The sequence below is a fragment of the Streptomyces sp. NPDC008150 genome (assembly GCF_042956945.1).
In the GTDB taxonomy this organism is placed as follows: domain Bacteria; phylum Actinomycetota; class Actinomycetes; order Streptomycetales; family Streptomycetaceae; genus Streptomyces.
This window is the reverse complement of the sequence record NZ_JBIBHJ010000009.1, coordinates 18,924-44,247: the sequence shown is the minus strand read 5'-3', so window position 1 is coordinate 44,247 and position 25,324 is coordinate 18,924. Positions and strand designations below refer to the sequence as shown.

Below are 25,324 nucleotides of genomic sequence, written 5' to 3'. Positions count from 1 at the left end.
GGGTCCTGCGAACCCGCGGTCTCGCGAACTCGCGGTCCTGCGGTCCTGCGGGGCGAAAAACGACACGAGGCCGCCCCCCGAACTGCGGGGGCGGCCTCGTGTACGAGCCTTGTTATCGCGTCTCGCGGTGCGCGGTGTGCGCGTTGCAACGCGGGCAGTGCTTCTTCATCTCCAGGCGATCCGGGTTGTTACGCCGGTTCTTCTTGGTGATGTAGTTCCGCTCCTTGCACTCCACGCAGGCCAGCGTGATCTTCGGGCGGACGTCGGTGGCAGCCACAGGAGTGCTCCTTGACGAACGGATGGGACATTAATGCATAGAAGAGTAGCCGATCGAAGGACCGACCCCGCAATCGGCTACTGTCAGTAGCGGTGACCGGACTTGAACCGGTGACACAGCGATTATGAGCCGCTTGCTCTACCGACTGAGCTACACCGCTTTGATGAGATCGGTCCCCGCCTCGCGGCGGGAACCTCTCACACCAGAGCCCCAATACGGAATCGAACCGTAGACCTTCTCCTTACCATGGAGACGCTCTACCGACTGAGCTATTGGGGCGAGCGATGAAGACATTACACGGTCGCCCGCCGATCGCCCAAATCCGTTTCGCGGCGCCCGCGACCGGTGTCCCACCTGCCCCGCAGGCACCCTGAGCACCGCCACGGCCGGGGACAACATCAGTACGACTATTGCGCTCCTCCCCGTCCCGCGTGGATCACCGTCCTAGGCTCGACTCACTCTGCGTGATCTTGCGCCTCCTTGCGCAGCCGAGTCCGAGTCCCTGGAGCGCGATGCCCGACAGCCAGCCGCAGCCGCCCCCCTCGTCCTCCTCCGGTTCGTCGTCCTCCGGTTCGTCCTCGTCGGGCCCGGCCCACTCCTTCTCGGGGCAACCCGGCCCGGCGGCCCTGCTGTTGTGCGGCGCCCGGCTCACCGACGGCCGGCTCGTGGACGTGCGCCTGGGCGGCGGGCGCATCGAGGCGGTCGGCACCGCGGGCAGCCTGGCGCCGGGCCCCGCGACCGGACCCGGCGGTTCGGCGGCCCGCGTCGACCTGCGCGGGTACCTGCTGCTGCCGGCCCCCGTCGAACCCCACGCGCACGGCGACACCGCCCTGTCCGCGGACGCCGGGGGGCCCGTCTCGTACGAGCCCGAGGACGTCCAGCGCCGCGCGACCGAGGCGGCACTGCTCCAACTCGGCCACGGCGCCACGACGTTGCGCTCCCACGTACGGATCGGCGACGTGCAGGGGCTCGGCGCCCTCGCCGCGGTCCTCCAGGCACGGCGCGCGCTGCGCGGGCTCGCGGAACTGACGACGGTGGCCGTTCCCCGCGTGCTGACCGGTGTCGCCGGGGCCGACGGGCTCGCGATGCTGCGGGACGCGGTCAAGATGGGCGCCTCGGTGGTCGGCGGCTGCCCGGACCTCGACCCCGATCCCACGGGTTACGTGGAGGCGGTCCTGGAGGTCGCCTCCGAACACGGCTGCCCCGTCGACCTGCACACCGACGCCGCCGATCCGGCGCGCATCGCGCGTGTGGCGGCCGTCGTGGGCGGCATGCGCCCCGGTGTGACGCTCGGCCCGTGCGGCGGCCTGGGACGGCTGCCCGCCGAGATCGCCGCGAGGGCCGCGGACCAACTGGCCGCCGCCGGCGTGACGGTGGTGTGCCTGCCGCAGGGCGGCTGCGCGGACGCCGAGCACCGGAGCACCGCGCCCGTACCGCTGTTGCGCTCCGCGGGCGTCCGGATCGCCGCCGGGAGCGGCGCACTGCGGGACGTGTCGAACCCCGTGGGCCGTGGCGACCCGCTGGAGGCCGCCTATCTGCTGGCCTCACGGCACGGCCTGCGCCCCGAGGACGCCTATGACGCGGTGAGTTCGGCGGCACGCACCGGCCTGGGCCTGCCCGAGGTGCGCGTGGAGGCCGGTTTTCCGGCCGAGTTGCTGGCGGTGCGGGGCGAAGGCCTCGCGGGCGCACTGTCGTTGGCGTACAGCCGGATCGTCGTCCACCGGGGACGGGTGGTGGCCCGCACCAGCGCGGTACGGGAGTTCTGCCACACGGGCGGCGCCCCGACCGAGACGGGACTGCCGCGACAGGGGCGCGGACAGCCGTCGTGACCCAGGGGTACGGGTGCGCGCCACGGTGCGCGCAGGGGGGCACGAGGGCGCTGAGCCCGGCGTGCCCGCCACCGGGGGCCGGTGCCGTGCGGGCTCGGTGTCGTGGGGCGAACGCGGTCGCGCGGGCGTACGGTCGAGACCATGCGCATTGTCATCGCTGGTGGTCATGGTCAGATCGCGCTGCGGCTGGAGCGTCTGCTCGCCGCGCGCGGGGACGAGGCGGCGGGCATCATCCGTCACGCCGAACAGAGCGACGACCTGCGGGCCGTCGGCGCCGAACCGGTGCTGCTCGATCTGGAGTCGGCGTCGCTCGACGAGGTGGCGCAGAGCCTGCGGGGCGCCGACGCGGCGGTCTTCGCGGCGGGCGCCGGCCCGAACAGCGGCGCGGCACGCAAGGAGACGGTGGACAAGGCGGCGGCCGTGCTGTTCGCGGACGCGGCGGTGCGTGCGGGCGTCCGGCGGCACGTGGTCGTCTCCGCGATGGGCGCCGACCCGGCCCACGAGGGCGACGACGTCTTCGACGTCTACCTGCGCGCCAAGGGCGAGGCGGACGCCTACATCAGCGGCCTGGACGCCCTGGACTGGACGATCCTGCGACCCGGCAGGCTCACGGACGACCCCGGCACCGGGCTGGTCCGCCTGGAGGCGCGCACGGGGCGCGGTGAGATCCCGCGCGAGGACGTGGCGGCGGTCATCGCCGAACTCGTGGAGAGCCCGGCGACCGCGGGCCTGAACCTGGAGCTGATCAGCGGCCCCGACAAGGTCGCGGTGGCCGTGAAGTCGGTCGCGGGCAACTGAGCCCGGGAGCCGCCCGCGCCCGGGCGGCCCGGCTCAGAACAGCGACATCTGCCCGGGAAAGTCCGGGACCGCGTAACCGTCCAACGAGGGCTGCTCAGCGGCGAGTTGGGCCTGCCGACGGGACCCGGGGCACGAGGTGAGCTCACCGTGCTCGCGGGCTCCCGGCGGGTCGTGCCGTGCGAAACGCCCCGCGACGACGGCGATCTCGCGACGGCACTCGGGGCACAACCTGCGACGTGACGACATACGTGCCAGTGTGCCCCCGCCCGCCGACAACGCCCCCGAGCCGCTCCCGGACGCGCCCTCGGGGGACGGCCGGGGGCGGGTACCGCTCCACTCCCCCGGCCGCGGAAACGACGAGAGGGCCCGTGCTCAGCATTGCTGCTGTTCACGGACCCTCTCGGTCGTGTGGCGGCGCCAGGATTCGAACCTGGGAAGGCTGAGCCGGCAGATTTACAGTCCCCCCAGCAGGGCAGTCCAGGGAGCACGCTGACCTGCACAGGTGCGGGAGCACCCGTCAGTCTGGGCTCAAGCCGTCCACGTCTCGTCCACCGTGCGTGCCTCAACGGCCAGAGTTTTACGCTTCAGGCAGGGGCGCTCCCCAGGCCCGCTCCGTGAGGTCGCCCCAGACTCCGGGGGCAACAGTGCGGGGGTCGACCGCTTCGCTGGGCGCTGTGCGCTCGTAGGTCCCATCAGGCTGCTGCTCGGACCTGTCGTAGTTCTTGACCCAGAAGACGCGTCGGATGAACCTGCCTGGTTCGTCTCCAGCCGGCGCGTCCAGGCGAAGCACCGCGTAGCCAACACGTCGGCCACTACCGGTCCACGGGACCGGGCGCCTACGGGTTGAAACGAACAGCTCAACGGTTTGTCTGACGTAGTCGAACCGATCGATGTCTTCGGTCCACACGATGCCGTCCTCGTACTCAAGAGCTCTGGGGGTCTCGCCCATCGTTCCTCCCGCAGCGTTGGAGCCGGAGTCACAGTGTGGTCGCACCAACCTGGGCGACCATCTACTTCAGGCCCTGCGCACGGCACGGCAATTCCCATCAACTCCGGGCGACCCAGGATGTGGCTGGACACTTAGGTCTAGCTAGCCGCGGCCCTCATGGGTTGACGGCCATCGTTGGCCACCCTCGCGTGCCCCGAGGACGGCCTAGCGCTCCAGGTATCGCAATCGCGCGCAGCGTGTGCCAATTCCGGACTGTGTCGAACGTGAACTCGGTTGCGACTGCTAGGATTTGGGGTGACATCGGGCTCCGTCTTGGAGATGGAGCAGCCTGCGCAGCCGCCGAATCCTGCCGCTGTATGGGTCTACGTGACTTGACAAGCGGACCGGCAGGAGCGGAAGACCCAAGCACGGCGAGAGATCATTTAGCGTCTCTCTTGGGGTGAAGCCGCCTCCGGGCGGCCGGGCTTCTTCGCCAGCCCGAACCCGACAGGTCATCTTTCGCAGGCGGTGGCGAAAGGCGTTCAGTGTCCCAGAAGGTTGATGTGCCCGCTGCAGGCATGGGTGGTCACCCTGTGCACCTCTTTCACTACACCACGGAAGAGGGTCAGGCTGGAATCTTGAGGAGTCAGCTCCTACTCCCATCCCTCCGCAGCACCAACCCGAAAGACGCCCGGTACGGTGACGGGCAGTACTTGACTGACATCACCCCCGGCAGCCTCGCAGGGAGCCACCTGTCCCACGCCCTGGTCAGGATGCCCTTCGCAGCAGCACGGTTCACGCACTTCGTCCAGATCGACACCTCCGGGCTGACGGTAAACTTGGGACGGGCCCATGTATATGTGGTACTCGGAACCGAACCTCTCGATCTGAACGGGCGGATCAAGGACTGGGGAATGAACTAGATGCGCTACCTGAAGGTGGTTTGGCACCACAACTCCCCCGACGATCCCGTAACCATCTGGAGCGAAATCGGCGAGGACGGCTATGAAAGCCGCAAGGTCGAAAAATTCGCAGATGGGCGCCTTGGATACGCCGATACCGATAGGGCGAAAGAGGGTAGCGAATTGGGAGAATTCCCAATCCCCGACCCAAACGTCATCGCCCAGCAGCGAGAATTTACGCCTGAAATCATTACCGCCAAGGCGTTCGAGAAAAAATGGAACGCGGCTACATCTGTCACCAAAAGACGCCCCCTGGGCAGAAAAGACACTGGAATTCGACTTACGGCAAAAGGGGGAAAAAAGCGGACTCTCGGAATTCATAAAACAGCATCCGGATGGTCCGTCGTTACGGCGCAAAAGCATCGAACTATCGCCGTACTCGCCTCCCGAAAGGAAGCATTGCGGCGGGCGTATGAGATTCTGAACTCGACGAACGCTGATCCAGGCGACCCCATCCGCGCAAATAGGGCAAAAAAGAGCGCGAAAATGGCGCGCAGTCGGCGGAAATCGAATCTCTGATCAAATGCGGATGACTGGCTCGCTTGAGGAGTGGGCGGGAGTCACCCTCGTGTCTCACGTTTTGATGAACTCGCTTTCACGTGCAACCCTTCTCCCGTTCTACATCACGCCACGACAAGGCTGGTTGCCCAATTGCCGCCGTTGGGCGAACGAAGCTTGGATCTACTTCGATGAATGCTGAAGATTCCGAGAAAATTTCAAACGCAGCCGAGATAGCTTCGGCCACGATCGCAACCGGCGCCGGCATTGCCATCGGCGGAACCGCAGGTGCACTGGTAGGCGCGGCAGCAGCCCCGGTACTGACGGGCGCCCTTATTGCGCTCTCCGCTAAAGTGCAGAACATACGCCATCAGCGGACGATTGAAGTCTTGGGAGAGGTTGCACGCCTATTGCGCGTAGACGAGGCGGACCTACCCCACATCCTGGCCTCTAGCGAACGGCTACTCGAACTCACTAGTCGAATAATTCAGGCTGCTCAGGACGCTTCCAGCGCTGCCAAGAGATCAGCTTTGAGTCGAGCCCTAGCCACGGCTGCCGCAGATCCTGATCCGGCCCGTCTCGACGTATGCGAGCTGCTGCAGACAGCGATAGCCGATATCGACGCCCCTCACGTGCGCTTCATGTACGTCATTGAGGACGCAGAGAATCTGCCCGAAGCTCTGGACCTGGCGCCGGACAGTAATCACTACGGCCTGTCGCTGCAACAGGTTTTTCGCCGCGATCCCGGACTTCAGGAAAGCGGGCCTAGCATCCTCCAGAAGCTCCACTCTCTGGGGTTGATTGAATCGTGCGCAAGAGGAATTAGTTCTACAGCAGATCGCGACAAGCCTTACGCGCTTTCAAATCTCGGAAGACGTCTCTTGCGATTGCTTCGCGAAGACGGCGAACTGTCCTAACAGCGCTTCTCCGCCCATCCTCTGCGAAATACAAGTGCCAGCCGATCGCGCCGGATGAGGTGGATGGAGACGAAGCCGCGAGGCTTCTGAGTGAGCCCTATTCCGATGAGGTGAGAGGTGGTCGCGCAATTGCGACACCTCTCGCGGGATGTCATTAGAATCGCCGCAGGCGCCCCAGATTATGAAGGCATGGGTCAGAGGCTCGGCAAACATACAGGGTGCGCGGCTGGCTCGCCGAACGCCCCACCATGCGAGGCTTGGAGCCGGCGGAGGTCTGGGGAAGGAGAGGGTATGACGCGAGGGAATGCTCCGCGGGGTACATACTTGAAGGTCGCCGACGTTCTAAAAGCCAGGATCGAAGCGGACCCGAACATGATTGCGCTGCCTTCCGCAGCCGATCTCATGCAGGAGTTCAGCATCTCGCGCGGCGTCGCCCTACGCGCATTCGATGCACTTCAGCGGGAGGGCATCGCAGAGCAGGCGCCTGGTGAACGTCTACGAGTCGTTCACGGCGACCGGCGGCAGGATGCGCGTCCCCTCACCGAACGGCTGGCAGCGATCATCACGGATGACCGGCTGGAAGCAGGGGCACCCTTCCCTAGTGCCTCCGTCCTCGCCGACCGGTTCGGAGTCTCCCGGCCCACCGTGACCAAGGCGCTGGACAAGCTCGAAGCGTCTGGGGTGCTGACCAACGGTGGACAGGGCAAGGTGCGGACAGTCCGCGCCGTGCCGGATCGAGAGGGGCTGTCGTAGCTTGCCGAAGCTGACTGAATGGGCCTATCCACTGTCGGAGTCGCTGCTGGCCGGCCCCCTGCCGCGGCGGTGGAACCACTGCCAGGGGGTGGCGCAGCGAGCCCGCACGATCGCGCCCGTCCTCGGCAAGGACGCCGAACTCTTGGAAGCTGCCGCGGTCCTGCACGACATCGGCTATGCGCCGGACGTGGCCAAGACGGGCTTCCATCCCCTCGATGGCGCCCGCTACCTCCGGGACGTCGCTCGCGCAGACGAGAGGATCGTCAACCTCGTTGCCCACCACTCGTGCGCCTGCATGGAAGCCGACGCACGAGGACTTCGCGAAGAGCTGGATAGCGAGTTCCCGCACGAGGACGCGCACTTGGACGATGCGCTGTGCTATTGCGACATGAACACAACGCCGGACGGCACGCCGACGAACCCCATCGACCGCGTCAACGAGATCACGAGTCGATATGGGCCGGAGAGCCTGATCGGGACGTTCATCCGCCGTGCTGAGCCGGAGATCCTCGGATGCACGTCCCGAGTCCTCGAACGGCTGGCCGCCGCCAAGCGTCAGCCGATGTAGGGAGCCGGCCGCGCTCGGTCCATGGCGTGCTCGATGCGCAGCCGCATCGTCGGGTGAACGTCCATCTCCGCTAGTTCCGCCGGCGGGACCCAACGGACCTGTGTCGTCTCGTCACTTGTCCGCAGTTCGCCCCCGACCGGCCGCGCGCGAAAGCAGATGCTGAACTGCTGACGGACCTCTCCGTCGTCGTACTGCATGACGTGTCCGGGGTCGGTGTAGATCCCGGACACGTCGACCACTTCGACCTTGATTCCGGTCTCTTCCCACGCCTCCCGGACCACGGTGTCGCCGATGGACTCGCCGAGGTCGTGGCCTCCACCGGGGAGGGCCCAACGCCCGTTGTCGGACCGCTGGATCATCAGAACCCGATCCATGCTGTCCTGCACAAACGCCACCACCGACGGCACGACCGAGTTGGCCGGCGGCGCCGAAGAGTCGTGCAGGTAGTCGATGCGCCCCATGGTCAAGCTCCCGTGATGTCGCGTTGGGTAACAGGGCGAGCGTGCGCCCACGTGTGATCGATGCTCTTCGCGTACGTGTCGAAGAGTCCCCCGGCGGCTATGCGTCGAAGGTGGAAGACGGGTGCCATGTAGGCGCCTATGCCGTAGACATGCGGGTTGACCAGCATCTCGTCATCCGCCCGGTAGACCGAGTTGTAGAGCGTCGACTCATGCAGGCGGAAGCCGATCTCCGGGTGACTCGCCATGAGCGGCTGGTAGAGCATCAATGCGTTTCGGATCTTCCCACCCATGATCCGGTGCCCCTCATCGACGCCCCGCTGCTCAACGGCGGCGCACTCCGGGTCGCCCAAGAGGATGCGGACTTGCGCGCCGCCCTCTTGCTTCGCCCGTACGAGGTCGTGAAACACCGGGTCCTCGGAGAGGAACAGGCCGGAGTACACCAGGACGTCAAGGGATTCCCGCGCCCTGCTGTAGATCTCTCGCCACAGGCCCGTCGGCACGGTGTGCCGATGCGGGTAGACCGCCACGATCTCAGCTCGGGACAGGTCCGACGCTGTTTCCACCACGCGGTCGTCGTCCCACAGGGTGGTGACGTCCACCTTCAGGGCTGCCGCTGTCGCGTACTGGTGACGCCGGTACGGGATCTTGCCCTGGGTGATCCAGCGCTCGACCGTCTTCGGGTTCACGCCCAGAGACTCAGCCAGACCTTGGACGGTCAGGCCGCGCGCCAAGAGGGCTGACCGTAAGCGTTCGTTGGACATGCGTACCCCCGCAGGGACATCTAGGGACCTCTTGACGGTAGCGAGCTGATTCGAAGCTGTCCACGTCTGTGGTGACCAACTCCCCTGACGTGCAGCGATGCTGAGGACAGGTCAGCAAGCTCGCAAGGAAATCCAGGAAGTTCCGCGCGGTACTTGACCGACCCCTGTGCGGTACCTGTAAAACAGGTACCGCAAGCCCAGAGGAAAGCCCGCAGGGGTGAGTACGAAGGCAGCTTTCGTTCCTTGAGAACTCCATAGGTGGGCCACCGTCTCCCCGAGTCGAAAAGACGGACCGTGCGGCATGGAGCCGCGCACCAATGTCCCTGCTCACAGCGGGAGTTCGACATGAGTCGACGACATCGACAGGCGCCGCCGCCCGGACCCGCGGCGAGCGCCGGAACCACCTCGGTCCACCCCTGGCTTCGCGGCGACTGAGCCGCGGCCGGCTGCCTCTCCCGCCCGTCCGGTCCGCACTTCGGTGCGCAGGCCGTACGGGCGGGAGTGCGGGGAGCCGGACCACCGACTTCAACGGCGCGCGGCCCCGGTGCTGTAACACCGGGGCCGCTGTTCGGGCCGTTTCCTTCGCGAGAGGAACCAGACCCTATGAGCACCATCGTCACTGTTCAGGACGCTGTTACGGCGTTTGCGGACTTCATGGAACCGACGCCCGGTGAACTGAGTGCGATCGAGCAGGAGATGCCCGAGCTGCTGGCGGACGTCGACCTGCTGGACGCGCTGATCGTCACGATCGACCGGACGCCGACCGAGGTGGACCGGCAGCGTATCCGCCGGGCGCGGCGCCGACTGCTCAACGAGCGGCGCAACCTGGTCAACCGGTCCGCCGCCGGCCGCACGTCGGGCGGTGCCGCGTGAGCGCCACGGACGCTCAGAGCCTCACGGCCGCTCATGCGGAGGTGAAGGCGGAGATCGCCCGCACCGACAACAAGACGGCCCTTCTGCTGGCGTTCGTTGGTGCGGTCCTCGCCGGCGCGTGGACGATCGGCGGTGCGGTACCGCTCACGGATGCGGGTGTGGCCGTGGGCGGTGCGGGTGTGGTCACGCTGCTGGGTGCGGCCGGTCTGCTGTTGTGGTCGGTGCGCCCAAACCTCGGTGGCCGGCACGGCTTCCCGCTGTGGGCGACGCTCACCCCGGAAGAGATCACCAACGTCGTGTCCGTCGACCTGGCCCACGACATCGCCGGACTGTCCCGCCTCGCGGTGGGCAAGTTCCGGTGCCTGCGACGGGCGGTCGACCTCACCCTGACCGGCGGGGCCCTGCTCATCCTCGCCGCCCTCCTCACCGCAGGGAGCGCAGCATGAGCGCCCCGACCGAGGTGCGGCCGGCGGTTCCGCCGTTGTCGCAGCCGGAGTTGTGGCTGTTGGGTGTCGTCGCGGTCCTCGCCGGCGGTGTCGGCGGGCTGGGGCTGGCGTCGTCGTTCGAGGCGGTGTCGGCCGCGGGTGCGCGGTGGGGGTTCGCCTCGCCGTGGATGCTCCCGGTCGGTATCGACACCGCGATCCCGGTGTTCACCGCGGCGTTCCTGCTCCTGATCCGCACGGACATGCCGTTGGGCTGGGTGCGGTTCGTGCCGTGGGCGTTGACCGGGGTGACGTGCTGGCTCAACGTCGCCGCCGGACAGTCGGTGTCGGCGAAGCTTGCGCACGGCACGATGCCGCTGCTGTGGGTGGTCCTCTCCGAGGTCGCCGCCCACGTCTACGCCTCCCGCATCGGTGCGGTGACCGGCCGCCGGATGGAAAAGATCCGCCGCTCCCGGTGGCTGCTGGCCCCGGTGTCGACGTTCGCCCTATGGCGGCGCATGACCCTGTGGGAGATCACCTCCTACTCCGACGCCCTCGCCCGGGAGCGGGAACGCCAGTTGGCCCGCGCGGAGCTGCGCCAAGCGCACGGCCGGCGGTGGCGGTCGAAGACGCCCCGCCCGGAGCGGGTCCTGCTGAAGCTGGGGGAACTCGCCCCGCACGGCGAGGACGCGCCGCCATCGGACGACGTTCCGGAGCCTCCCAAGCAGGAGACCGAGACGCCGAAGCCGGCGCTGCGCAAGCGCAAGTCGAAGCTGAAGCCTGCCAAGGGGCGCCGCACGGCGGCTGACTTGCTTGCCGAAGCCCGTGAGGTAGCGGCCGGTTGGAAGGACGCGGAGATCACGGCGGACGCGCTGCGGGTCAAACTGCGGTGCTCGGCTGCGAACGCCCGGACCGTGCGGGACACCCTGTTGGCCGACCGCGCGGACGCGCTCCCGCTGCACTCCGTTGACGAGCCGGCCGAACTGGCGGGGGCGGCGGCATGAGCACCCTGGTCACGCTCGTACTCGCCGCGGCCCCGCTCGTTGCGGGTTGGTCGGTGCACGTGTGGTGGCTGCGCTCCTTGCTGGTCACGGCCCGGCGGGACCCGCTGACCGGGTTGTGGACCCGCGACGGGTTCACCACCCGTGCCACGGCCCTGCTGAAGGACCCGCGGGCGGTCGTCGTCCTCGCGGACGTCGACCGCTTCAAGCAGGTCAACGACACGTTCGGGCACGCGGCCGGCGACGCGCTGCTGAAGGCGACCGCCGACCGCCTCGCCCACCACGCGGGCCGATCCGGCGTCGCCGGCAGGCTCGGCGGTGATGAGTTCGCGGCGGTCCTCATCGACGACCACGGCACCGCCGCCGGCCTCCTCACCGTGCTGCACCGCACCCTCGCCCGCCCGGCCGATGGACAGAACCTCGACGTCCACACCACCGTGTCCCTCGGCTGGGTCCGCGCCGCGGACTTCCCCGGCGACGATCTGTCAGGGCTGTTACGGCGGGCGGACGAAGCCATGTACGCGGCGAAGCAGGGCCGAACCGGCATGCGGCGCGCGGGACTTGGCTGGCTGTTCGCCACGGTCGCCGGACGCCGCTCCGGTCGCCACGGTGCCCGCACCTCACCTCCGGCGGTCGGTGTGGTGGCCTGATGCCGGGCTTCGCGAAGTGCTTCGACCCGAACGGGGCCCGCTACGGCATCCCCACCTACCCGTGGCGCTACGCCCCCGACGGATACGCCACCCTACGCCAGCTCCGGGCCCACGGCTTGCGGCCCGGCGGGCAGGGCGTGCGAGGGCAGGTGCTGCGTCCGCGGTTCCGGCGCGGCCCGTTGGTCGCCTACCTCTACCGCGTGGCTGACGCAAAGCCGGTCCGGCCGATGACGCCCGGGAAGTGGGCCGCGCTCGCCAAGGCGAACACCGCCCGCCGCACCTGCCCCAAGTGCCTCACCGACGCCGGATACGTCATCCCGCGCTCGCTCGGGGTGTGCGTGCCCTGCGCCTACCCCGACGACGAACAGCGCGCCGCCTGAACTGCGCACCCTGAGTGAGGCATTGGCCCCGACTGTCAATGAAGTCTGATAGTTTCGCCGATTTTTCAGCTCAGGATTGTTCACGGGCCCGACCGCTCACCTCCACAGCGTCGGTCGGGCCCGGCCCTCCCTCGTGAGAGAAGGAATCCTCAGTGAATCAGCCCGACGACGAAAGTGAACTGTTCCACCGACTCGAAGCCGAGATGAACCCAGACCCGTCGCCCGACTCCGGGGCCGACGTGGTCGACCTCGACAAGGCACGCAACGCCCGTACCGAGTCGGCCGACGCGTCGGCCCGACCGGCACCCGACGCGGTGCCCGACTCCGACCCGCCCGAGTCGGCCGACCCGTCGGCCCGACCGATGGTCGACCGACCGGCGCCCGAGTCGGGCGGTCCCGGCTACCTCGGTCGCCTCGCCGGCGCCCGCCGGAGGTCGGTCGTCCCGCTGTGGCTGAAGTCCACGGCGGAGCTGCGCACCGCCACCGGCTGGGTCGCCCGGCACTACGCCCACACGGTCGGCTACCACGCGCTCCGCTCCCCGGTCTACGCCGCCCGCCTCACCTTCCAGGCCCCGGGCGGGGCGGCAAAGGTCGTGGGCGGAGCGATGCGGTGGATGGCCGACCGCGAGGGCGAACCCGTCCGCCTCGCCGCCGTGCGCCGCGAGGACGCCGCGGAGTACCTGAAGCTGTCCCGGCAGCGCGACGGACGCGTCCGGCTGCGCACCCTCGTGGGCGTGCTCGCCCTGTTCGTCGGCACCGCCGCCGCCCTCTCCGTGTACGTCCTCGCCCCCGACTGGGTGCAGATCCTCTCCGTCGGTGCGGTCGTGGCCGCGCTCGGCATGGCCGGCCGGCGGGCGGACGCCCCGGTTGCCCACCGGGCGGTGGAAGTCCCCAAGGCGGCCAAACTCACCAGCGACATCGTGCTGCGTGCGCTCGGTGCGCTCGGCATCCCCGCGATCAATCAGGCGCAGGGCAAGGGGCGGGACGGGTTCGCGTTCACCGCACCCATCACCCGCGACGGGCCCGGCTGGCGCGCGGAGGGTGACCTCCCGTACGGGGTGACGGTCACGGACGTCATCGAGCGCCGCGACCGCCTCGCCTCCGGCCTGCGCCGCCCCCTGGGCTGTGTGTGGCCCGAAGCCGTCCCGGACGAACACACCGGCCGCCTCGTGCTCTGGGTCGGAGACCAGGACATGGCCAAGACCGCGCCGCCCGCCTGGTCCCTGGCCAAGTCGGGGAGCGTGGACCTGTTCAAGCCGGTCGCGTTCGCCACCGACCAGCGCGGACGCTGGGTCGAGGTCACCCTCATGTACATCGCCGGCGTCATCGGCGCGATCCCCCGCATGGGCAAGACGTTCCTGCTCCGCCTCCTGCTCCTCATCGCCGCGCTGGACCCGCGCGCTGAGCTGCACTCCTACGACATGAAGGGCACCGGCGACCTGGACCCGGTCGGCAACTTCGTCTCCCACCGGCACCGCGCCGGCGAGGACGAAGAGGACTTCGAATACGCGATCGCCGACATGCGCGAGGTGCGGGCGGAACTGCGCCGCCGGGCCAAGGTGATCCGTTCCCTGCCCCGGAACCTGTGCCCCGAGTCGAAGGTGACCTCAGCCCTCGCCGACAAGCGCAGCCTGGGTCTGCACCCCATCGTGATCACGGTGGACGAATGCCAGAAGTGGTTCGAACACGCCAAGTACGGTGCGGAGTTCGAGGAAATCTGCACCGACCTGGTCAAGCGCGGCCCGGCCACCGGCATCGTGCTCCTGCTGGCGACGCAGCGCCCGGACGCGAAGTCGCTGCCCACCGGGATCAGCGCGAACGCGTCCGCCCGGTGGTGCCTGAAGGTCATGGGCCAACTGGAGAACGACATGGTGCTTGGCACGTCCTCCTACCGGCGGGGCGTGCGCGCCACGATGTTCGCCTGGAAGGACAAGGGCATCTGCTACTTCGTCGGTGAGGGTTCCGACGCCCGGATCGTCCGCTCCGTCTTCATCGACGCACCCGCCGCCGAAGCCATCGCCCAACGCGCACGCGCCACCCGCGAAGCCGCCGGAACCCTCACCGGCTACGCCACCGGCGAGACCGAGGTAGAGACGAGCGGGCCGGCCTACGACCTGCTCGCCGACGTCCTCGCCGTGGTCCCGGCGGATGAGCCGAAGGTGTGGTCGGAGACGATCGTTGCCCGGCTCGCCGACCTGCGTGCGGGTGTCTACGACGGGTGGGACCCCGACGCGCTCGCCGCGGCCCTCAAGCCGCACGGCATCAGCACCGTGCAGGTCGGCCGGCGGGTGAACGGCAAGGTCGTCAACCGCCGCGGTGTCGACCGCTCCCACATCACCACCGCGATTGCGGAGCGTGACGGAAAGCGGGACGCGGGCTGAGGCTCCGGGGCCGCTAACGATAGCGGCAACCCCCGCTAACGTTAGCGGCCCCGCTAGCGCCCCAAACCTGCTGTGATCAGGCCGCTAGCGGATAGCGGCCCACCTGCGGAAACCCCTGAAAACCGCCTGGAGGGCATCTCGTGACCCCCATCCTCGCTGCTATCGCCTGCCTGTTTTCCGTCACGCTCGGTTACTTCGGTCTGTGTGCGGTCTCGCCGTTCGGCAACTGCCGCCGCTGCCACGGCATGGGCCACAAGCTGAAGACCGACCGCAAGGGACGGCCCAAGCGCGGCAAGGACTGCCGCCGCTGCAACGCCACCGGCAAGCGCATCCGCGCGGGCCGCTGGCTCTACAACCGGTGGGCCCGCATCTACCGCGCCGGCACCACCGACACCCCCAACACCCCGGTCCGGGAGGCGATGTTCCGGTGATGCTCACCCTGTCCGCCGTGCTGCTGTTCGGCGGCGCGTCCGCCCTCGCGGTCAAGACCCGCTCCGCGAACGGCGGCGCCGCGATCGTGCTGTTCCTCTTCGGGTTCTTCGCCGCCGGCACCGGCGCCTACGGCCCGATCCACGACGTCGTCACCGCCTGCGCCGCCGCCCTCTCCGACCTCGGCTGAACGGAAGGCACCCCATGGAACCCACCACGCCCATCCGGCCCGAGAGGCCGATGACCCCCGCGGACGCCGACGCGGAAGCCCGGCGGATCATCGCCGACGCCTACCGGCCCGCCCCGGAGCAGGCGACCGCGTACCGCGACGACACCCCCGCGCCGGAGTTCGGGAGCGCCCCGCCGGTCATGCAGCCGGGGCGTCCGCCGATGAGTCAGGGCGCCACGGACGCGAGCGTGCTCATGCTCGCCGGCGGTACCGCCACGACCATGGTCGGCGGCACCAGCGCCGTACTCATGTACGTGTCGCAGTACGCCGACCCGATCGTCTGCGGACTCGTCTTCGGCGCCCCGATCGCGCTCGTGCTCGCCCTCGCCCGCCTCGCCCGGCACGCGAAGCCGGACCCGGACGTCAACCACCACTACGCGGGCCCCGTGAGCCAGACGAACACCACCGCCCACGTCCGCAAAGCCGTCATCAAGCGCAACCGCGTCAGCGGGTAAGGAGATCACGGCCACCCTTCGGCGCCCAACTGCTATTGGACGCCGGAGGAGGGACGGCTGGGGGGCAGGTTTTCCTCTCCGAGGTCTTCGCGCATAACGGCGCGCATCTCCTCCCACCGCTCCCAGATCCACTGCAAGTACGCTTCGATCACCTCGAAGGAGTCCCCGGTGTCAGGGGTGCCTTCTTCGAGATGCTTAGTGCGGCGGTATCCCTCTGACAGTGCCTTGGCCACGTCGTCGAGCTGAGCAAGTACTGCTGGCGAGGCCACCATCTGGGCTTGGGCGAATGCAGCGTGGTGGGCATGCCGCGCGTCTTCGAGGGCGTCCCTGGCGATGTCGTTGACCTCGTTGCGGTGTACGTGCCACAGGTAATCCATCTGCTGGGTGCGATAGCGGCGGAAGGCGGCATTGGTCTCGCTGTAGCAGGCCCGGCGCACCAGAAGCCCCTGCTCGTGGCGTTCGCGTTCCCACTGAGCCCGGACAGCCTGTTGCTGGCGTTCGAACTCCGCCTGTTGCGTTCTCGCGTTGGTCCTCTGTGCAAAGACCGGCGAGATCAGTGTCCCAAGGACACCGACACCGGCAGCAACGAGTCCGAAGACAGCGTCTGACACCGTGTCCCCCTCAACTGGCCTGTGTGTAAAGCTGCTTCAGCTGTGGTTCTCGTGCCAGTGCACAGCCAGCCATGCCTTGTGCTCGGGCCTGAGCTCCGCATGCGGAGCCTGACCGTGCAGAGGCCCGTACAGCGGGTGGCTGCGCAGACTTTCGGCAATCTCGATGAGTCCGCTGTCGGGGTGCACGGTGATCTGTCCGCGGTCGAAGAGGCGGTGCAGGTCGGTGCGCAGGAGCAGGCCGCCGTACTCGAAGTGCTCTTCTGCTTCGGCGTATCCGTAGAGGTGGGCTGCGTCCAGAACAGCCGGGGGCATGGGCCCGCTCAGGGCGCAGTTCTCGCCCAGTTCGTTCAGCAGTTGCTCCCTGAATTCCTGCTGGCCGATGCGGGTGCGGGCATGCACGATTCGGTGTCCGCCCCTGACCGGCCGCCATGCCCCGCCGCGTGGTTGCGCGGTGAGCTGCCAGCCGGTGCCTGAAGTCTCTTCGAGTGCGGCACGTAGCTTCTCCCAGCGGGCCGGGCGCATGCTCAGCTGGGAGGCCGGTGAGTCGCACAGTGCCCGCAGCTGACGGCCGTTGAGAGTTCCCCGGCCGTCTCGCCACTGCTCTGCATGCCGGGACCGGTATGTCGTCACCTGCTCAGTGCGCTGTGCCGGGGTCTCGAAGAGAGCGCCGCACTGGTTGCAGCGGCATGCCGGGGTCAGGCGGGAACGCCTTTTGAAATCCGCCCTCTTGCAGCCCGGGCAGAAGTAGCGGGTCTTCTCCGCCTGGCCGACCTCGATGCCGTCGATGACCGAGATCCCGATCAGCTCGCGCTTGTTCCAGACAGCGATCACGTCCCCCACCGCTATCTGGCCGTGGTTGTTGACGGTGCTGTCCCAGCTGTAGTGCTCGCTGGGGTTGTCGTCGTAGCCGTCGTTCCCGCCGTGCTGCCGCGCATCGCCGACCGCGAGCACCAGCCAAGCCGTCGTCATACCCACTCCCTGAAAGCCACAGAAGGGGCAGCCGCCCTCTCGCCAAAGACAAACGGCTGCCCCGCCCCGGCCCCAATCCAAGGAAACCGGAGACAACAAGAATGGCCCATCCCACCGACAACCGCCCCCGCCTGCTGGACTTGTACTGCTGCCAGGGCGGCGCCGCCGCCGGGTACGCGGCGGCCGGCTTCGACGTGACCGGCGTCGACATCGCCCCGCAGCCGCGGTACCCGTTCCGGTTCGTGCAGGCCGACGCGATCGCGTTCGTCCTCGAACACGGCGCGGAGTTCGACTTCATCCACGCCTCACCGCCGTGCCAGCACGACACCGAATGCCAGCGCATCCGCGGCAACGACCACCCCGACCTGATCGCCCCGACGCGGGCCGCCCTTGAACTGACCGGGCGGCCGTGGGTGATGGAGAACGTGCGCGGTGCGGCACCCAAGCTCCGGGAGCCGGTGATGCTCTGCGCGACGATGTTCGGGCTGGACAACTACCGCCACCGGTTCTTCGAGCCCGGCGGCGGCTTCGCCCTCAGCGCGCCTGGCCACGCCGCGCACCTGGTCCCGCAGGCGAAGATGGGCCGCCCCGTCCCGCCGGGCCACTACGGGCAGTTCGTCGGGAACTTCTCCGGCGTCGACCTGGCCAGGCGTGTCCTGGGTGTGCCGTGGATGAACCGCGACGGCATCCGCGAATGCATCCCGCCCGCCTACACCCAGCGCATCGGCACCGCCGCCCTCGCCCAACTCGCCGCGCAACCGGTGGCGGTGGCCGCGTGAACGGCCGCGTCCTGCCGCTCCGGCGGCCGAACGGCCTGCGCGTGCTGGACCTGTGCTGCGGTGCGGGCGGGCTGTCGATGGGCTACTGGCTGGCCGGCTTCGACGTCGTCGGCGTCGACATCGCCCTGCAGCCCAACTACCCCTTCGCCTTCGTCCAGGACGACGCGCTCGACTACGGCACCCGCCACGGGCACGCCTTCGACCTGGTCCACGGGTCCTGGCCCTGCGAGCGCTACGCCACTGTCACCAGGTGGCGCGGCAACCCGGCCGATCACCCTGACCTGATCGGGCCCGGACGCCAGGTCATGCAGGCCACCGGCCGCCCCTGGGTCATGGAGAACGTCCCCGAAACCGCCACCGCCGGCATCCTGCGCCCGGACTACCTGCTGTGCGGAACCCAGTTCGCCCTCAACATCCGCCGCCACCGCGCCTTCGAAACGTCATGGGGCGGCGGCGGGGACCTGCTCCCGCCCTGCTGGCACCCCAAGACCCTGCTCGCCTTCGAGCACAAAGGCGAACGCGCCTACGCCGACGCCATGGGCTGCGCCTGGATGACCAACCGCGAAGCTCGCAAAGCCGTTCCCCCCGCCTACACCCACTTCATCGCCGCACAGTTCCTCACCCTCGAAGGGAGCGCCGCCGCATGAACCCACAACTCCTGCACGCCGCTCTCGCCGCAGCCGAACAGGGCTGGCGAGTCTTCCCGTTGCGGCCCGGCACGAAGCGGCCCGCCCTGCACGGCGAGTCCCGGTGCCCCGGCACCGGGCCCTGCGTCGGCGGGCACCGCAAGTGGGAGGACCGCGCCACCTGCGACCCCGACCGCATCCGCGCCGCCTGGTCACGGGGCCCGTACAACGTCGGTATCGCCTGCGGACCCTCCCGGCTGCTGGTCATCGACCTGGACGCGCCCAAGGACAACAGCAGTACGGACGCGCACGGCGCGACCACCTTCAAAGCGCTCTGCGAGCGCGCCGGACATTCCGTCCCCGACACCTACCGGGTCCGGACCGCGAGCCGTGGTGAGCACCTGTACTTCATCGCCCCGGACCGGGTACGCCTCGCCAACACGGCAGGAACCGTTGGGGAGTTGGTCGACACCCGCGCGGCCGGCGGGTACGTCGTCGCGGCGGGAAGCCTCACTCCCGCGGGAATGTACGAGTCCCTGTGCGGCCCCAGGACGGCCCCGGTGCCCGGATGGCTGCTGAGCATCCTGCAGCCCGCTCCGGCCGCCCCTGTGGGTCCGTTCCGGGTCACCGTGACGGACGGGAGCAGGGCGGCGGTGGCTGCACTCGAAGCCGAATGCGCGGTCGTTGCCGCGGCCCCGGACGGGCGGCGCAACGCCACCCTGAACCGGTGCGCCTTCAAGGTGGGACGGTTCGTCGCGTGGGGCGACCTCCCCCGGCAGACCGCGGAGGATGCCTTCCAAGGGGCGGGGCAGGCGGCGGGGCTCACCGCTGCCGAGTGCCGGATCACCATCCGCAGTGCCCTGGACAGTTCTCAACGCACCGCCCGCACCCGGGAATCGGCATGAGCACCCCTGCCCCCTCCCTGGAAGGCAAGCCCCTGCCCGCCGCCGTGCCGCACCCCGCCCCGCCGGGCCCGGTCCGGCCGGCCGTGGGCGGGCCGAAGGACGTCGCCGAAGGCGCCCCCATTGCCCTTCGCCCGAACCGGTACCGCAGCAACCAGGCACGCCACCGCACCCCCGACCCGACACCGGAGCGGCCCGGCATCCGGATCTACGCCCCGCCGGTCTACCGGCATCACGAGGACGGGGCCCGTTGGTCCACGCGCCACGGGGACACCCCCACCGCGGCCTACGCCTGTACGTGCGGGCAGACCGGCACCGCGATCGGGGCTCACGCCGTGGCCGCTCTGGTCGCCGACTACGACGCCCACCGGAGCGTATGCACCGGAGTGCCCGTCCCGCTCGCTGAAGGGAGGGATGCCGCATGATGCCCCGCCCTGTCACGGACACGGAGACCGAGGAACTGCCCTCGCCCACCAACCCGTTGGCCGTTGCCCGTCGGCTGCTGACGGATTGGCAGACCGAGGACGGACGGCTCGTGTGCCGACGCTGGCGGGCGTCATGGATGCGCTGGAACGGCTCTTCCTGGCGGGAGGTCGACGACGCCCAGGTACGCAAAGCCATGTACGAGCGCCTGGAACACGTCGTCTACGTCCAGCCGAACAAGAAGGGCGAGCCGGAGCAGCATCCGTGGGCCCCGACGAAGCAGAAGATCGGCAACCTTCTCGACGCCCTGGGGGCAATCACCCTGTTGCCCACGGACACCGACGTCCCCGCGTGGATCGATGACCAAGGCTCCACAGGGCAGGACGAAGGGCCCATCGTGGCCTGTGAGAACGGACTTCTGCGCATCCGGGACCGGGCGCTGCTCCCGCACGGCCCGGAGTTCTTCAACCTCGTCTCCGTGCCGTTCGCCTACGACCCCGACGCGAATGCGCCCACGTGGGAACGGTTCCTCGCGCAGCTCTGGCCTGATGACCCCGACACCATCGCAGCGCTTCAGGAGTGGTTCGGATACGTCCTGTCCGGGCGCACCGACCAACAGAAGATCCTGCTCATCGTCGGCCCTACGCGGTCCGGGAAGGGCACCATCGCCCGTGTGCTGAAAGCCCTGGTAGGCAAGGAAAACCTCGCCGGCCCGACCCTGGCAGGGCTGGGCACGAACTTCGGCCTGTCCACGCTGATCGGCAAGTCCCTCGCGGTCATCTCGGACGCCCGTCTGTCCGGCAACGACAACAGCCAGGTCGTGGAACGGCTGTTGACGATCTCCGGTGACGACACGATCGACATCGACCGCAAGTTCCGCGAACCCTGGACAGGGCGCGTGCCTTCCCGGCTGATGGTCCTGTCCAACGAGCTGCCGCACTTCGGCGACTCATCCGGAGTCATCGCCAACCGGTTCATCCTGCTCAGCATGCGCGTGTCCTGGCTTGGTCAGGAAGACCCCTCCCTCACCGACCGGCTCACCGCGGAGATGCCCGGCATTCTCAACTGGGCGCTGGAAGGGCTGGCCCGCCTCCAGCGCAACGGACGGATCACACAGCCACCGTCCAGCCGGGAAGCCATCACCACCATGCAGGACACCGCCTCGCCCACCAGCGCATTCATCCGCGAACGCTGCACCACCGGGCCTGCCAGCACCGTCGCCGTGGACGACCTGTGGAACGTCTGGCGCGAGTGGACCGAGGACAACGGCGTTCGCCACGGCACGAAGCAGATTTTCGGCCGCAACCTCCTCTCCGTCGTTCCTCAGCTCAGCCTCACCCGTCCTCGCGACGGCGGTAACCGCGTCCGCACCTACACCGGCATCGGACTACGCCCCGCGCCGAACGCGTCCGAGTAGAGCACCGCCCACATTCCGTTGGGTCGCGGACCATCGCGGACCACCCTGTCTGACCTGCGCATTCGCCAACCCCAAAACCGGGCCCATCGCGGACCACGCGTCCACCGGTGGTCCGCGATGGTCCGGACACCACGTCAACAAAACCCCAGGTCAAAAGGGGTGGTCCGCGATGGTCCGCGACCCACGGGACTGTGGCGCCAACTGCCTTCGTTTTTGCTCTCTCCTCAGCCCAAGGAGATCACCGCATGAGTACGCCCACCCGCCGGCGCCGGACGCCGAAGGATGAACTGGTGCCGCTGAGCGACGCCTTGGACGAGATCGGCATCAGCCGGGCCACTTGGTATCGCTGGCGCAACCAGGGTTACGGCCCGGAAGCCCGTCGCACCCCCTCCGGTCGCATCTGCGTTCGCCGCAGTGTCCTGGACACCTTCAAGGATGAAATGGAAGTCGCGTGACCGAGTGGAGCTACACCGTCAAGATTTGGGCGATCCGGAAACGCGACTACCGGAAGCCTTACCAACTCCGCTGGAAGGTGGGTGAACGCCCGCACTCCGAGTCGTTTCTCACCTTGGGGTTGGCTGAGAGCAAGCGCGCGCAGCTCATCACTGCCGCCCGCGAAGGCGAACCCTTCGACATCGAGACTGGGTTGCCCAAGTCCCGTGTCACCAAGAACCGCGACGTCTCTTGGTACGAGCACGCACGCAACTACATCGCGATGAAGTGGGACGACTCCCCCGCTTCAACACGGCGCACGCTCGCCGAAGCGATGGCGACCGTGACGCCGGTGTTCGTGAAGGACACCAAGGGCATGGCTGACGCCCGGCTCGTTCGAACTGCCCTGTACGGCTGGGCTTTCAACAAGAACCGGTGGAACGAGGAAACCCCGGCCGACGTCGCCAAAGTCCTGGCCTGGTTCGAGCGCAAGTCACTGGCAACGTCGGTTCTCTCGGATCTCGTGCTGATCCGGAGCAGTCTCCGGGCCATCTCACGGAAGTTGGACGGGCAGACAGCGGCACCGGGGACCATCAGCCGTAAGCGGGCGATCTTCTACAACTCCCTTGGGTTCGCCGTGGAAGCAGAACTCCTCTCCGACAATCCGCTCACCCGCATCAAGTGGAAAGCCCCGGAGCAGGTGGTCGAAGAGGTCGATCCCGCGTGCGTCCCCAATCCGGAACAGGCGGCCAAATTGCTGGCCGGTGTGCGGGATCAGAGTCCCCGGGGACGTCGTCTCGCCGCGTTCTTCGGCTGCATGTACTTCGCCGCTGCACGGCCGGCCGAGGTGATCGGGCTGCGCTTCCGTGACTGCGACCTCCCGCGGCGCGGGTGGGGGCTGCTGAACCTCAGAGAGACCCGTCCCCGCTCCGGGGCGGCATGGACGGACAGCGGCAAGCCACACGACCGGAGAGGGCTCAAGCACCGCCCGCGCAAGGCGGTCCGGCGCGTCCCCATTCCGCCCGAGCTGGTTGCCCTGCTGCGTTGGCACGTGACCGCGTACGGCACGGCACCGGACGGACGACTCTTCCAGACGTCGCGGGGCGGACTGATCCAGGACACCGGCTATGGCGAAGTGTGGGCGGGGGCTCGAACGCGCGCGCTCACCGCGTCGGAGTTCGATTCGGCACTGGCCAAGCGGCCCTATGACCTGCGTCACGCCGCGGTGTCGACGTGGCTCAGCTCCGGTGTGGAGCCACAGCTTGTGGCGGAGCGGGCCGGCCACAGCGTGGGCGTCCTCTTCCGCGTGTACGCGAAGTTCCTTCAGGGCGGAGACGAGGCAGCGAATGCCAAGATCTCGGCCCGGCTGGAACTTCGCGGCTGACGCCCCGCGATCCCGTCCACGCCCCGTCCACAGATTCCGAGACACGGCGTTCGAACGCGAGACAGTGCGAGACAGCCAGCCCGTCCGTAGCGCCCACGACGAGGGGCCCGTGACCTGCTTTAACAGCAGGTCACGGGCCCCTCGTCTTAACGTGGCGGCGCCAGGATTCGAACCTGGGAAGGCTGAGCCGGCAGATTTACAGTCTGCTCCCTTTGGCCGCTCGGGCACACCGCCAGATTTGCTGCTCGTCGCGCCGCTTTTCGGCGGTGCTCCGTGGCAACGACGTAAACGATACCCGATGGACAGGGGTGCTCCGCCACTCGATTGATCTGCGTCCGGAGGCCCGGCGGACGGACCCCGGAGCGGGTCCCATGCCCTGGCCGGAGGGGGTTGCCGCAGTGGGCGCGGCCCGGGTGGCGGAGGGTGTGCGTGCCTTGGCGGGGGCGGGCGGAGGGCCGACGACAGGCCATAGGCTTGTGCGGATGCGGCCGGGGGCTCGTGCGGGCCCGGTGGCCGCCCCACGTACGCCGACGCGCCCCGCGCGCGCCCGATTTCAAGGAGCCACAGGACATGGCCGACTCCAGTTTCGACATCGTCTCGAAGGTCGAGCGGCAGGAGGTCGACAACGCCCTCAACCAGGCGGGCAAGGAGATCTCCCAGCGTTACGACTTCAAGGGCGTGGGCGCGTCCATCGCCTGGTCCGGCGAGAAGATCCTCATGGAGGCGAACTCCGAGGACCGGGTCAACGCCGTCCTCGACGTCTTCCAGTCCAAGCTGGTCAAGCGCGGCATCTCGCTGAAGGCGCTGGAGGCCGGTGAGCCGCAGCTCTCCGGCAAGGAGTACAAGATCTTCGCGGAGATCCAGGAGGGCATCTCCCAGGACAACGCCAAGAAGGTGGCGAAGATCATCCGCGACGAGGGCCCCAAGGGCGTCAAGGCCCAGGTGCAGGGTGAGGAGCTGCGCGTCAGCTCCAAGAACCGCGACGACCTCCAGGCCGTCATCGCACTCCTGAAGGGCAAGGACTTCGACTTCGCCCTGCAGTTCGTCAACTACCGGTAGAGCGGCGCCGGTTGCGGGACGAGGGGGCATCCAGGGGTGCCCCCTTCCCGCCCGCGTCCGTGATGAGCCAGGGCCGCGTCAGTCCCGCGAGTTGCCGAACAGGACGCGGTAGATGATCAACAGCACGAGCGAGCCGCCGATCGCGGCCGCCCAGGTGGCGCCGTCGTAGAAGTGCTTGCTGATCGGGTGGTCGAGCCACTTCGACGATATCCAGCCGCCGATGAACGCTCCGGCGATGCCGATGAGGGTGGTCCCGACGAAGCCGCCGGGGTCGCGGCCCGGCAGCAGCACCTTGGCGATGGCTCCGGCCAGGAGCCCGAGGATGATCCAGCTGATGATGCCCATGCCGTGAACCTGCCCATCTCCGCTGTGCCCGCACTGTCCCGGACCTGTGACTTCCGTCCCGCCGCGCTCTGTTGAGGGGCTGCGCGCGGTCACCGGCCGGGCGTGCCGTGTTGATGTTGAGGACGCGGGCGGGTGCGTGTGTGGTTGCGCCGTCGGGTCGCGGCGGGCGGACCGGCGGTCAAGAGGCCGGCAGGGGCGGAGCACCCGTCCCCTCGGTCTGCGGGCCGCGGGGCTGCCACGGAGTGAGCTCCAGGCCGTCGTTCACCTCCTCGTACCAGCCGGTGCCGTCGAGCCAGGCGCGCAGCCAGTCCGTGAGGCTCGGCGCGTCCACGAACCAGGCGTGGTCGAGGTCGCCCGCGTTCGGTTCGAAGAGCAGCACGGTGGCTTCGGGGGAACGGCAGTCCACGCACGCGTACATCGCGCAGCCCCAGTGGGATATCGGCAGGACCCCTTCGGGCCAGTGGTCCTCGGGGTCCTTCCTGGCCGCCTCGCGGTTCGCCAGGTACTGCCTGACCGCCGCGGGCTCGCCGGCCGGAGCGTTGTCGAGCAGGGGCAGCAGACCGTACTCCGGGCCGAAACCGCCGTCCCCCACCCGCAGGTACAGCTCGGCGAGCAGCGGCGGCAGCGGGAAGCCCAGGGACTCCTCGGCGCGGGCCAGGGTGTCCGCGTCGGCGGGGTCGGGAAGACGGTCCCAGCCGTACGGGGATGTGTCGCGGGCCTTCGCGGCCACCGCTGCCAGCAACTGCTCGGTCTCGGTCATGGATTCATGATGCAGGCCCGGACCGACAGCGGCCCGGGCCTGTGG

The 25,324-nt window shown here is 68.7% G+C and carries 33 protein-coding genes, 3 tRNA genes and 1 riboswitch; of the genes, 24 read left to right on the top strand and 12 right to left on the bottom strand.

The genetic code is table 11. The features are described 5' to 3' along the window. Positions 1-112 precede the first annotated feature (112 nt). The 3 genes from rpmG to ACFZA0_RS22175 all read right to left on the bottom strand — a co-directional run bounded on the left by rpmG (position 113) and on the right by ACFZA0_RS22175 (position 556). The gene (gene rpmG / locus ACFZA0_RS22185; protein WP_003948671.1) at positions 113-277 is read right to left on the bottom strand and encodes a 50S ribosomal protein L33; all 165 of its coding nucleotides are present in this window, start codon (positions 275-277) and stop codon (positions 113-115) included. Positions 278-364: 87 nt separating this feature from the next. Then, a tRNA-Met gene (locus ACFZA0_RS22180) sits at positions 365-437 on the bottom strand. 46 nt (positions 438-483) lie between these two features. Then, positions 484-556, bottom strand: a tRNA-Thr gene (locus ACFZA0_RS22175). Positions 557-789: 233 nt separating this feature from the next. On the opposite strand from ACFZA0_RS22175, the gene ACFZA0_RS22170 reads away from it, so the two are divergent. Further along, positions 790-2,106, top strand: a complete 1,317-nt coding sequence (locus tag ACFZA0_RS22170) for an amidohydrolase family protein (RefSeq protein WP_391019623.1) — start codon at positions 790-792, stop codon at positions 2,104-2,106. A gap of 141 nt (positions 2,107-2,247) precedes the next feature. Beyond that, the gene (locus tag ACFZA0_RS22165) at positions 2,248-2,904 is read left to right on the top strand and encodes an NAD(P)H-binding protein (RefSeq protein ID WP_391019620.1); all 657 of its coding nucleotides are present in this window, start codon (positions 2,248-2,250) and stop codon (positions 2,902-2,904) included. A gap of 33 nt (positions 2,905-2,937) precedes the next feature. On the opposite strand, the gene ACFZA0_RS22160 is transcribed toward ACFZA0_RS22165, so the two are convergent. Together ACFZA0_RS22160 and ACFZA0_RS22155 are read right to left on the bottom strand one after the other, a co-directional pair. Beyond that, positions 2,938-3,150 carry a hypothetical protein gene (locus ACFZA0_RS22160; protein WP_391019617.1) on the bottom strand — a complete coding sequence of 71 codons (213 nt, stop codon included), beginning with the start codon at positions 3,148-3,150 and terminating at the stop codon, positions 2,938-2,940. A gap of 331 nt (positions 3,151-3,481) precedes the next feature. Beyond that, on the bottom strand, positions 3,482-3,853 hold the full coding sequence (locus tag ACFZA0_RS22155; RefSeq protein WP_391019615.1) for a DUF6009 family protein: 372 nt from the start codon (positions 3,851-3,853) through the stop codon (positions 3,482-3,484). 327 nt (positions 3,854-4,180) lie between these two features. After that, a riboswitch (cyclic di-AMP (ydaO/yuaA leader) is annotated at positions 4,181-4,375 on the top strand. Between the two features lie 35 nt (positions 4,376-4,410). On the opposite strand from ACFZA0_RS22155, the gene ACFZA0_RS22150 reads away from it, so the two are divergent. The 5 genes from ACFZA0_RS22150 (at position 4,411) to ACFZA0_RS22130 (ending at position 7,530) form a co-directional block, all read left to right on the top strand. Further along, positions 4,411-4,755, top strand: a complete 345-nt coding sequence (locus ACFZA0_RS22150; RefSeq protein ID WP_391020262.1) for an HYD1 signature containing ADP-ribosyltransferase family protein — start codon at positions 4,411-4,413, stop codon at positions 4,753-4,755. Further along, positions 4,756-5,313 carry a DUF6881 domain-containing protein gene (locus ACFZA0_RS22145; protein ID WP_391019613.1) on the top strand — a complete coding sequence of 186 codons (558 nt, stop codon included), beginning with the start codon at positions 4,756-4,758 and terminating at the stop codon, positions 5,311-5,313. A 170-nt stretch (positions 5,314-5,483) separates the two neighbouring features. Next, on the top strand, positions 5,484-6,209 hold the full coding sequence (locus ACFZA0_RS22140) for a hypothetical protein (RefSeq protein WP_391019610.1): 726 nt from the start codon (positions 5,484-5,486) through the stop codon (positions 6,207-6,209). A gap of 324 nt (positions 6,210-6,533) precedes the next feature. Next, the gene (locus ACFZA0_RS22135) at positions 6,534-6,962 is read left to right on the top strand and encodes a GntR family transcriptional regulator (protein ID WP_391019608.1); all 429 of its coding nucleotides are present in this window, start codon (positions 6,534-6,536) and stop codon (positions 6,960-6,962) included. Between the two features lies 1 nt (position 6,963). Beyond that, complete coding sequence (locus tag ACFZA0_RS22130) at positions 6,964-7,530, top strand: HD domain-containing protein (RefSeq protein WP_391019606.1); 567 nt, start codon at positions 6,964-6,966, stop codon at positions 7,528-7,530. Here the strand turns inward: ACFZA0_RS22130 and ACFZA0_RS22125 are convergent. Then, the gene (locus ACFZA0_RS22125; protein WP_391019603.1) at positions 7,518-7,991 is read right to left on the bottom strand and encodes an NUDIX domain-containing protein; all 474 of its coding nucleotides are present in this window, start codon (positions 7,989-7,991) and stop codon (positions 7,518-7,520) included. The genes ACFZA0_RS22130 and ACFZA0_RS22125 overlap by 13 nt on opposite strands. A 2-nt stretch (positions 7,992-7,993) precedes the next feature. Further along, on the bottom strand, positions 7,994-8,752 hold the full coding sequence (locus ACFZA0_RS22120; protein ID WP_391019601.1) for a helix-turn-helix domain-containing protein: 759 nt from the start codon (positions 8,750-8,752) through the stop codon (positions 7,994-7,996). A 603-nt stretch (positions 8,753-9,355) separates the two neighbouring features. Between ACFZA0_RS22120 and ACFZA0_RS22115 the strand changes: the two genes are divergently transcribed. The 9 genes from ACFZA0_RS22115 to ACFZA0_RS22075 all read left to right on the top strand — a co-directional run bounded on the left by ACFZA0_RS22115 (position 9,356) and on the right by ACFZA0_RS22075 (position 15,572). Then, positions 9,356-9,625 carry a DUF6284 family protein gene (locus tag ACFZA0_RS22115; RefSeq protein WP_391019598.1) on the top strand — a complete coding sequence of 90 codons (270 nt, stop codon included), beginning with the start codon at positions 9,356-9,358 and terminating at the stop codon, positions 9,623-9,625. Next, on the top strand, positions 9,622-10,071 hold the full coding sequence (locus tag ACFZA0_RS22110; RefSeq protein WP_391019595.1) for a Pycsar system effector family protein: 450 nt from the start codon (positions 9,622-9,624) through the stop codon (positions 10,069-10,071). Before ACFZA0_RS22115 ends, ACFZA0_RS22110 begins: the two co-directional genes overlap by 4 nt. Beyond that, positions 10,068-11,051 (top strand): DUF2637 domain-containing protein, encoded by a 984-nt coding sequence (locus ACFZA0_RS22105; RefSeq protein WP_391019592.1) that lies wholly within the window; start codon positions 10,068-10,070, stop codon positions 11,049-11,051. Before ACFZA0_RS22110 ends, ACFZA0_RS22105 begins: the two co-directional genes overlap by 4 nt. Then, entirely contained in the window at positions 11,048-11,698 is a 651-nt protein-coding gene (locus tag ACFZA0_RS22100) for a diguanylate cyclase domain-containing protein (RefSeq protein WP_391019589.1), read from the top strand. Before ACFZA0_RS22105 ends, ACFZA0_RS22100 begins: the two co-directional genes overlap by 4 nt. Then, the gene (locus tag ACFZA0_RS22095; RefSeq protein WP_391019586.1) at positions 11,698-12,078 is read left to right on the top strand and encodes an RRQRL motif-containing zinc-binding protein; all 381 of its coding nucleotides are present in this window, start codon (positions 11,698-11,700) and stop codon (positions 12,076-12,078) included. Before ACFZA0_RS22100 ends, ACFZA0_RS22095 begins: the two co-directional genes overlap by 1 nt. 152 nt (positions 12,079-12,230) lie before the next feature. Further along, positions 12,231-14,459, top strand: coding sequence for a cell division protein FtsK (locus ACFZA0_RS22090; protein WP_391019583.1), 2,229 nt, complete (start codon positions 12,231-12,233; stop codon positions 14,457-14,459). 140 nt (positions 14,460-14,599) lie between these two features. Further along, entirely contained in the window at positions 14,600-14,890 is a 291-nt protein-coding gene (locus ACFZA0_RS22085; RefSeq protein ID WP_391019580.1) for a hypothetical protein, read from the top strand. Further along, the gene (locus ACFZA0_RS22080; RefSeq protein WP_391019578.1) at positions 14,890-15,078 is read left to right on the top strand and encodes a hypothetical protein; all 189 of its coding nucleotides are present in this window, start codon (positions 14,890-14,892) and stop codon (positions 15,076-15,078) included. Before ACFZA0_RS22085 ends, ACFZA0_RS22080 begins: the two co-directional genes overlap by 1 nt. 14 nt (positions 15,079-15,092) lie before the next feature. Next, positions 15,093-15,572 (top strand): hypothetical protein, encoded by a 480-nt coding sequence (locus ACFZA0_RS22075; RefSeq protein ID WP_391019575.1) that lies wholly within the window; start codon positions 15,093-15,095, stop codon positions 15,570-15,572. Between the two features lie 32 nt (positions 15,573-15,604). Here ACFZA0_RS22075 and ACFZA0_RS22070 read toward each other — a convergent pair whose 3' ends face one another. Both ACFZA0_RS22070 and ACFZA0_RS22065 read right to left on the bottom strand, forming a co-directional pair. After that, positions 15,605-16,183: a hypothetical protein gene (locus ACFZA0_RS22070; RefSeq protein ID WP_391019573.1), complete on the bottom strand. Its 579-nt coding sequence runs from the start codon at positions 16,181-16,183 to the stop codon at positions 15,605-15,607. Between the two features lie 36 nt (positions 16,184-16,219). Continuing rightward, entirely contained in the window at positions 16,220-17,152 is a 933-nt protein-coding gene (locus ACFZA0_RS22065; protein ID WP_391019571.1) for an HNH endonuclease, read from the bottom strand. A gap of 101 nt (positions 17,153-17,253) precedes the next feature. Here ACFZA0_RS22065 and ACFZA0_RS22060 point away from each other — a divergent pair, with 101 nt between their 5' ends. The 7 genes from ACFZA0_RS22060 to ACFZA0_RS22030 all read left to right on the top strand — a co-directional run bounded on the left by ACFZA0_RS22060 (position 17,254) and on the right by ACFZA0_RS22030 (position 23,115). Then, positions 17,254-17,931: an SAM-dependent methyltransferase gene (locus ACFZA0_RS22060; RefSeq protein ID WP_391019568.1), complete on the top strand. Its 678-nt coding sequence runs from the start codon at positions 17,254-17,256 to the stop codon at positions 17,929-17,931. Beyond that, positions 17,928-18,578, top strand: a complete 651-nt coding sequence (locus tag ACFZA0_RS22055) for a DNA cytosine methyltransferase (protein ID WP_391019565.1) — start codon at positions 17,928-17,930, stop codon at positions 18,576-18,578. Before ACFZA0_RS22060 ends, ACFZA0_RS22055 begins: the two co-directional genes overlap by 4 nt. Continuing rightward, positions 18,575-19,462, top strand: a complete 888-nt coding sequence (locus tag ACFZA0_RS22050; protein WP_391019563.1) for a bifunctional DNA primase/polymerase — start codon at positions 18,575-18,577, stop codon at positions 19,460-19,462. Before ACFZA0_RS22055 ends, ACFZA0_RS22050 begins: the two co-directional genes overlap by 4 nt. Further along, on the top strand, positions 19,459-19,884 hold the full coding sequence (locus ACFZA0_RS22045; RefSeq protein ID WP_391019560.1) for a hypothetical protein: 426 nt from the start codon (positions 19,459-19,461) through the stop codon (positions 19,882-19,884). Before ACFZA0_RS22050 ends, ACFZA0_RS22045 begins: the two co-directional genes overlap by 4 nt. Then, positions 19,881-21,299, top strand: coding sequence for a phage/plasmid primase, P4 family (locus tag ACFZA0_RS22040; protein WP_391019557.1), 1,419 nt, complete (start codon positions 19,881-19,883; stop codon positions 21,297-21,299). The genes ACFZA0_RS22045 and ACFZA0_RS22040 overlap by 4 nt, the downstream gene beginning before the upstream one ends. Positions 21,300-21,544: 245 nt before the next feature. After that, entirely contained in the window at positions 21,545-21,754 is a 210-nt protein-coding gene (locus tag ACFZA0_RS22035) for a helix-turn-helix transcriptional regulator (protein WP_391019554.1), read from the top strand. Continuing rightward, positions 21,751-23,115, top strand: coding sequence for a tyrosine-type recombinase/integrase (locus ACFZA0_RS22030; protein ID WP_391019551.1), 1,365 nt, complete (start codon positions 21,751-21,753; stop codon positions 23,113-23,115). The genes ACFZA0_RS22035 and ACFZA0_RS22030 overlap by 4 nt, the downstream gene beginning before the upstream one ends. A 152-nt stretch (positions 23,116-23,267) precedes the next feature. Here the strand turns inward: ACFZA0_RS22030 and ACFZA0_RS22025 are convergent. Continuing rightward, a tRNA-Tyr gene (locus ACFZA0_RS22025) sits at positions 23,268-23,349 on the bottom strand. A gap of 336 nt (positions 23,350-23,685) precedes the next feature. Between ACFZA0_RS22025 and ACFZA0_RS22020 the strand changes: the two genes are divergently transcribed. Beyond that, positions 23,686-24,174 carry a YajQ family cyclic di-GMP-binding protein gene (locus tag ACFZA0_RS22020; protein WP_391019548.1) on the top strand — a complete coding sequence of 163 codons (489 nt, stop codon included), beginning with the start codon at positions 23,686-23,688 and terminating at the stop codon, positions 24,172-24,174. A gap of 78 nt (positions 24,175-24,252) precedes the next feature. Here the strand turns inward: ACFZA0_RS22020 and ACFZA0_RS22015 are convergent, their stop codons facing one another. Together ACFZA0_RS22015 and ACFZA0_RS22010 are read right to left on the bottom strand one after the other, a co-directional pair. Beyond that, positions 24,253-24,519 carry a GlsB/YeaQ/YmgE family stress response membrane protein gene (locus ACFZA0_RS22015; RefSeq protein ID WP_391019546.1) on the bottom strand — a complete coding sequence of 89 codons (267 nt, stop codon included), beginning with the start codon at positions 24,517-24,519 and terminating at the stop codon, positions 24,253-24,255. A gap of 178 nt (positions 24,520-24,697) precedes the next feature. Further along, a complete protein-coding gene (locus ACFZA0_RS22010) occupies positions 24,698-25,279 on the bottom strand; it encodes an SMI1/KNR4 family protein (RefSeq protein ID WP_391019544.1) in 582 nt (193 codons plus the stop codon). Positions 25,280-25,324 lie beyond the last annotated feature (45 nt).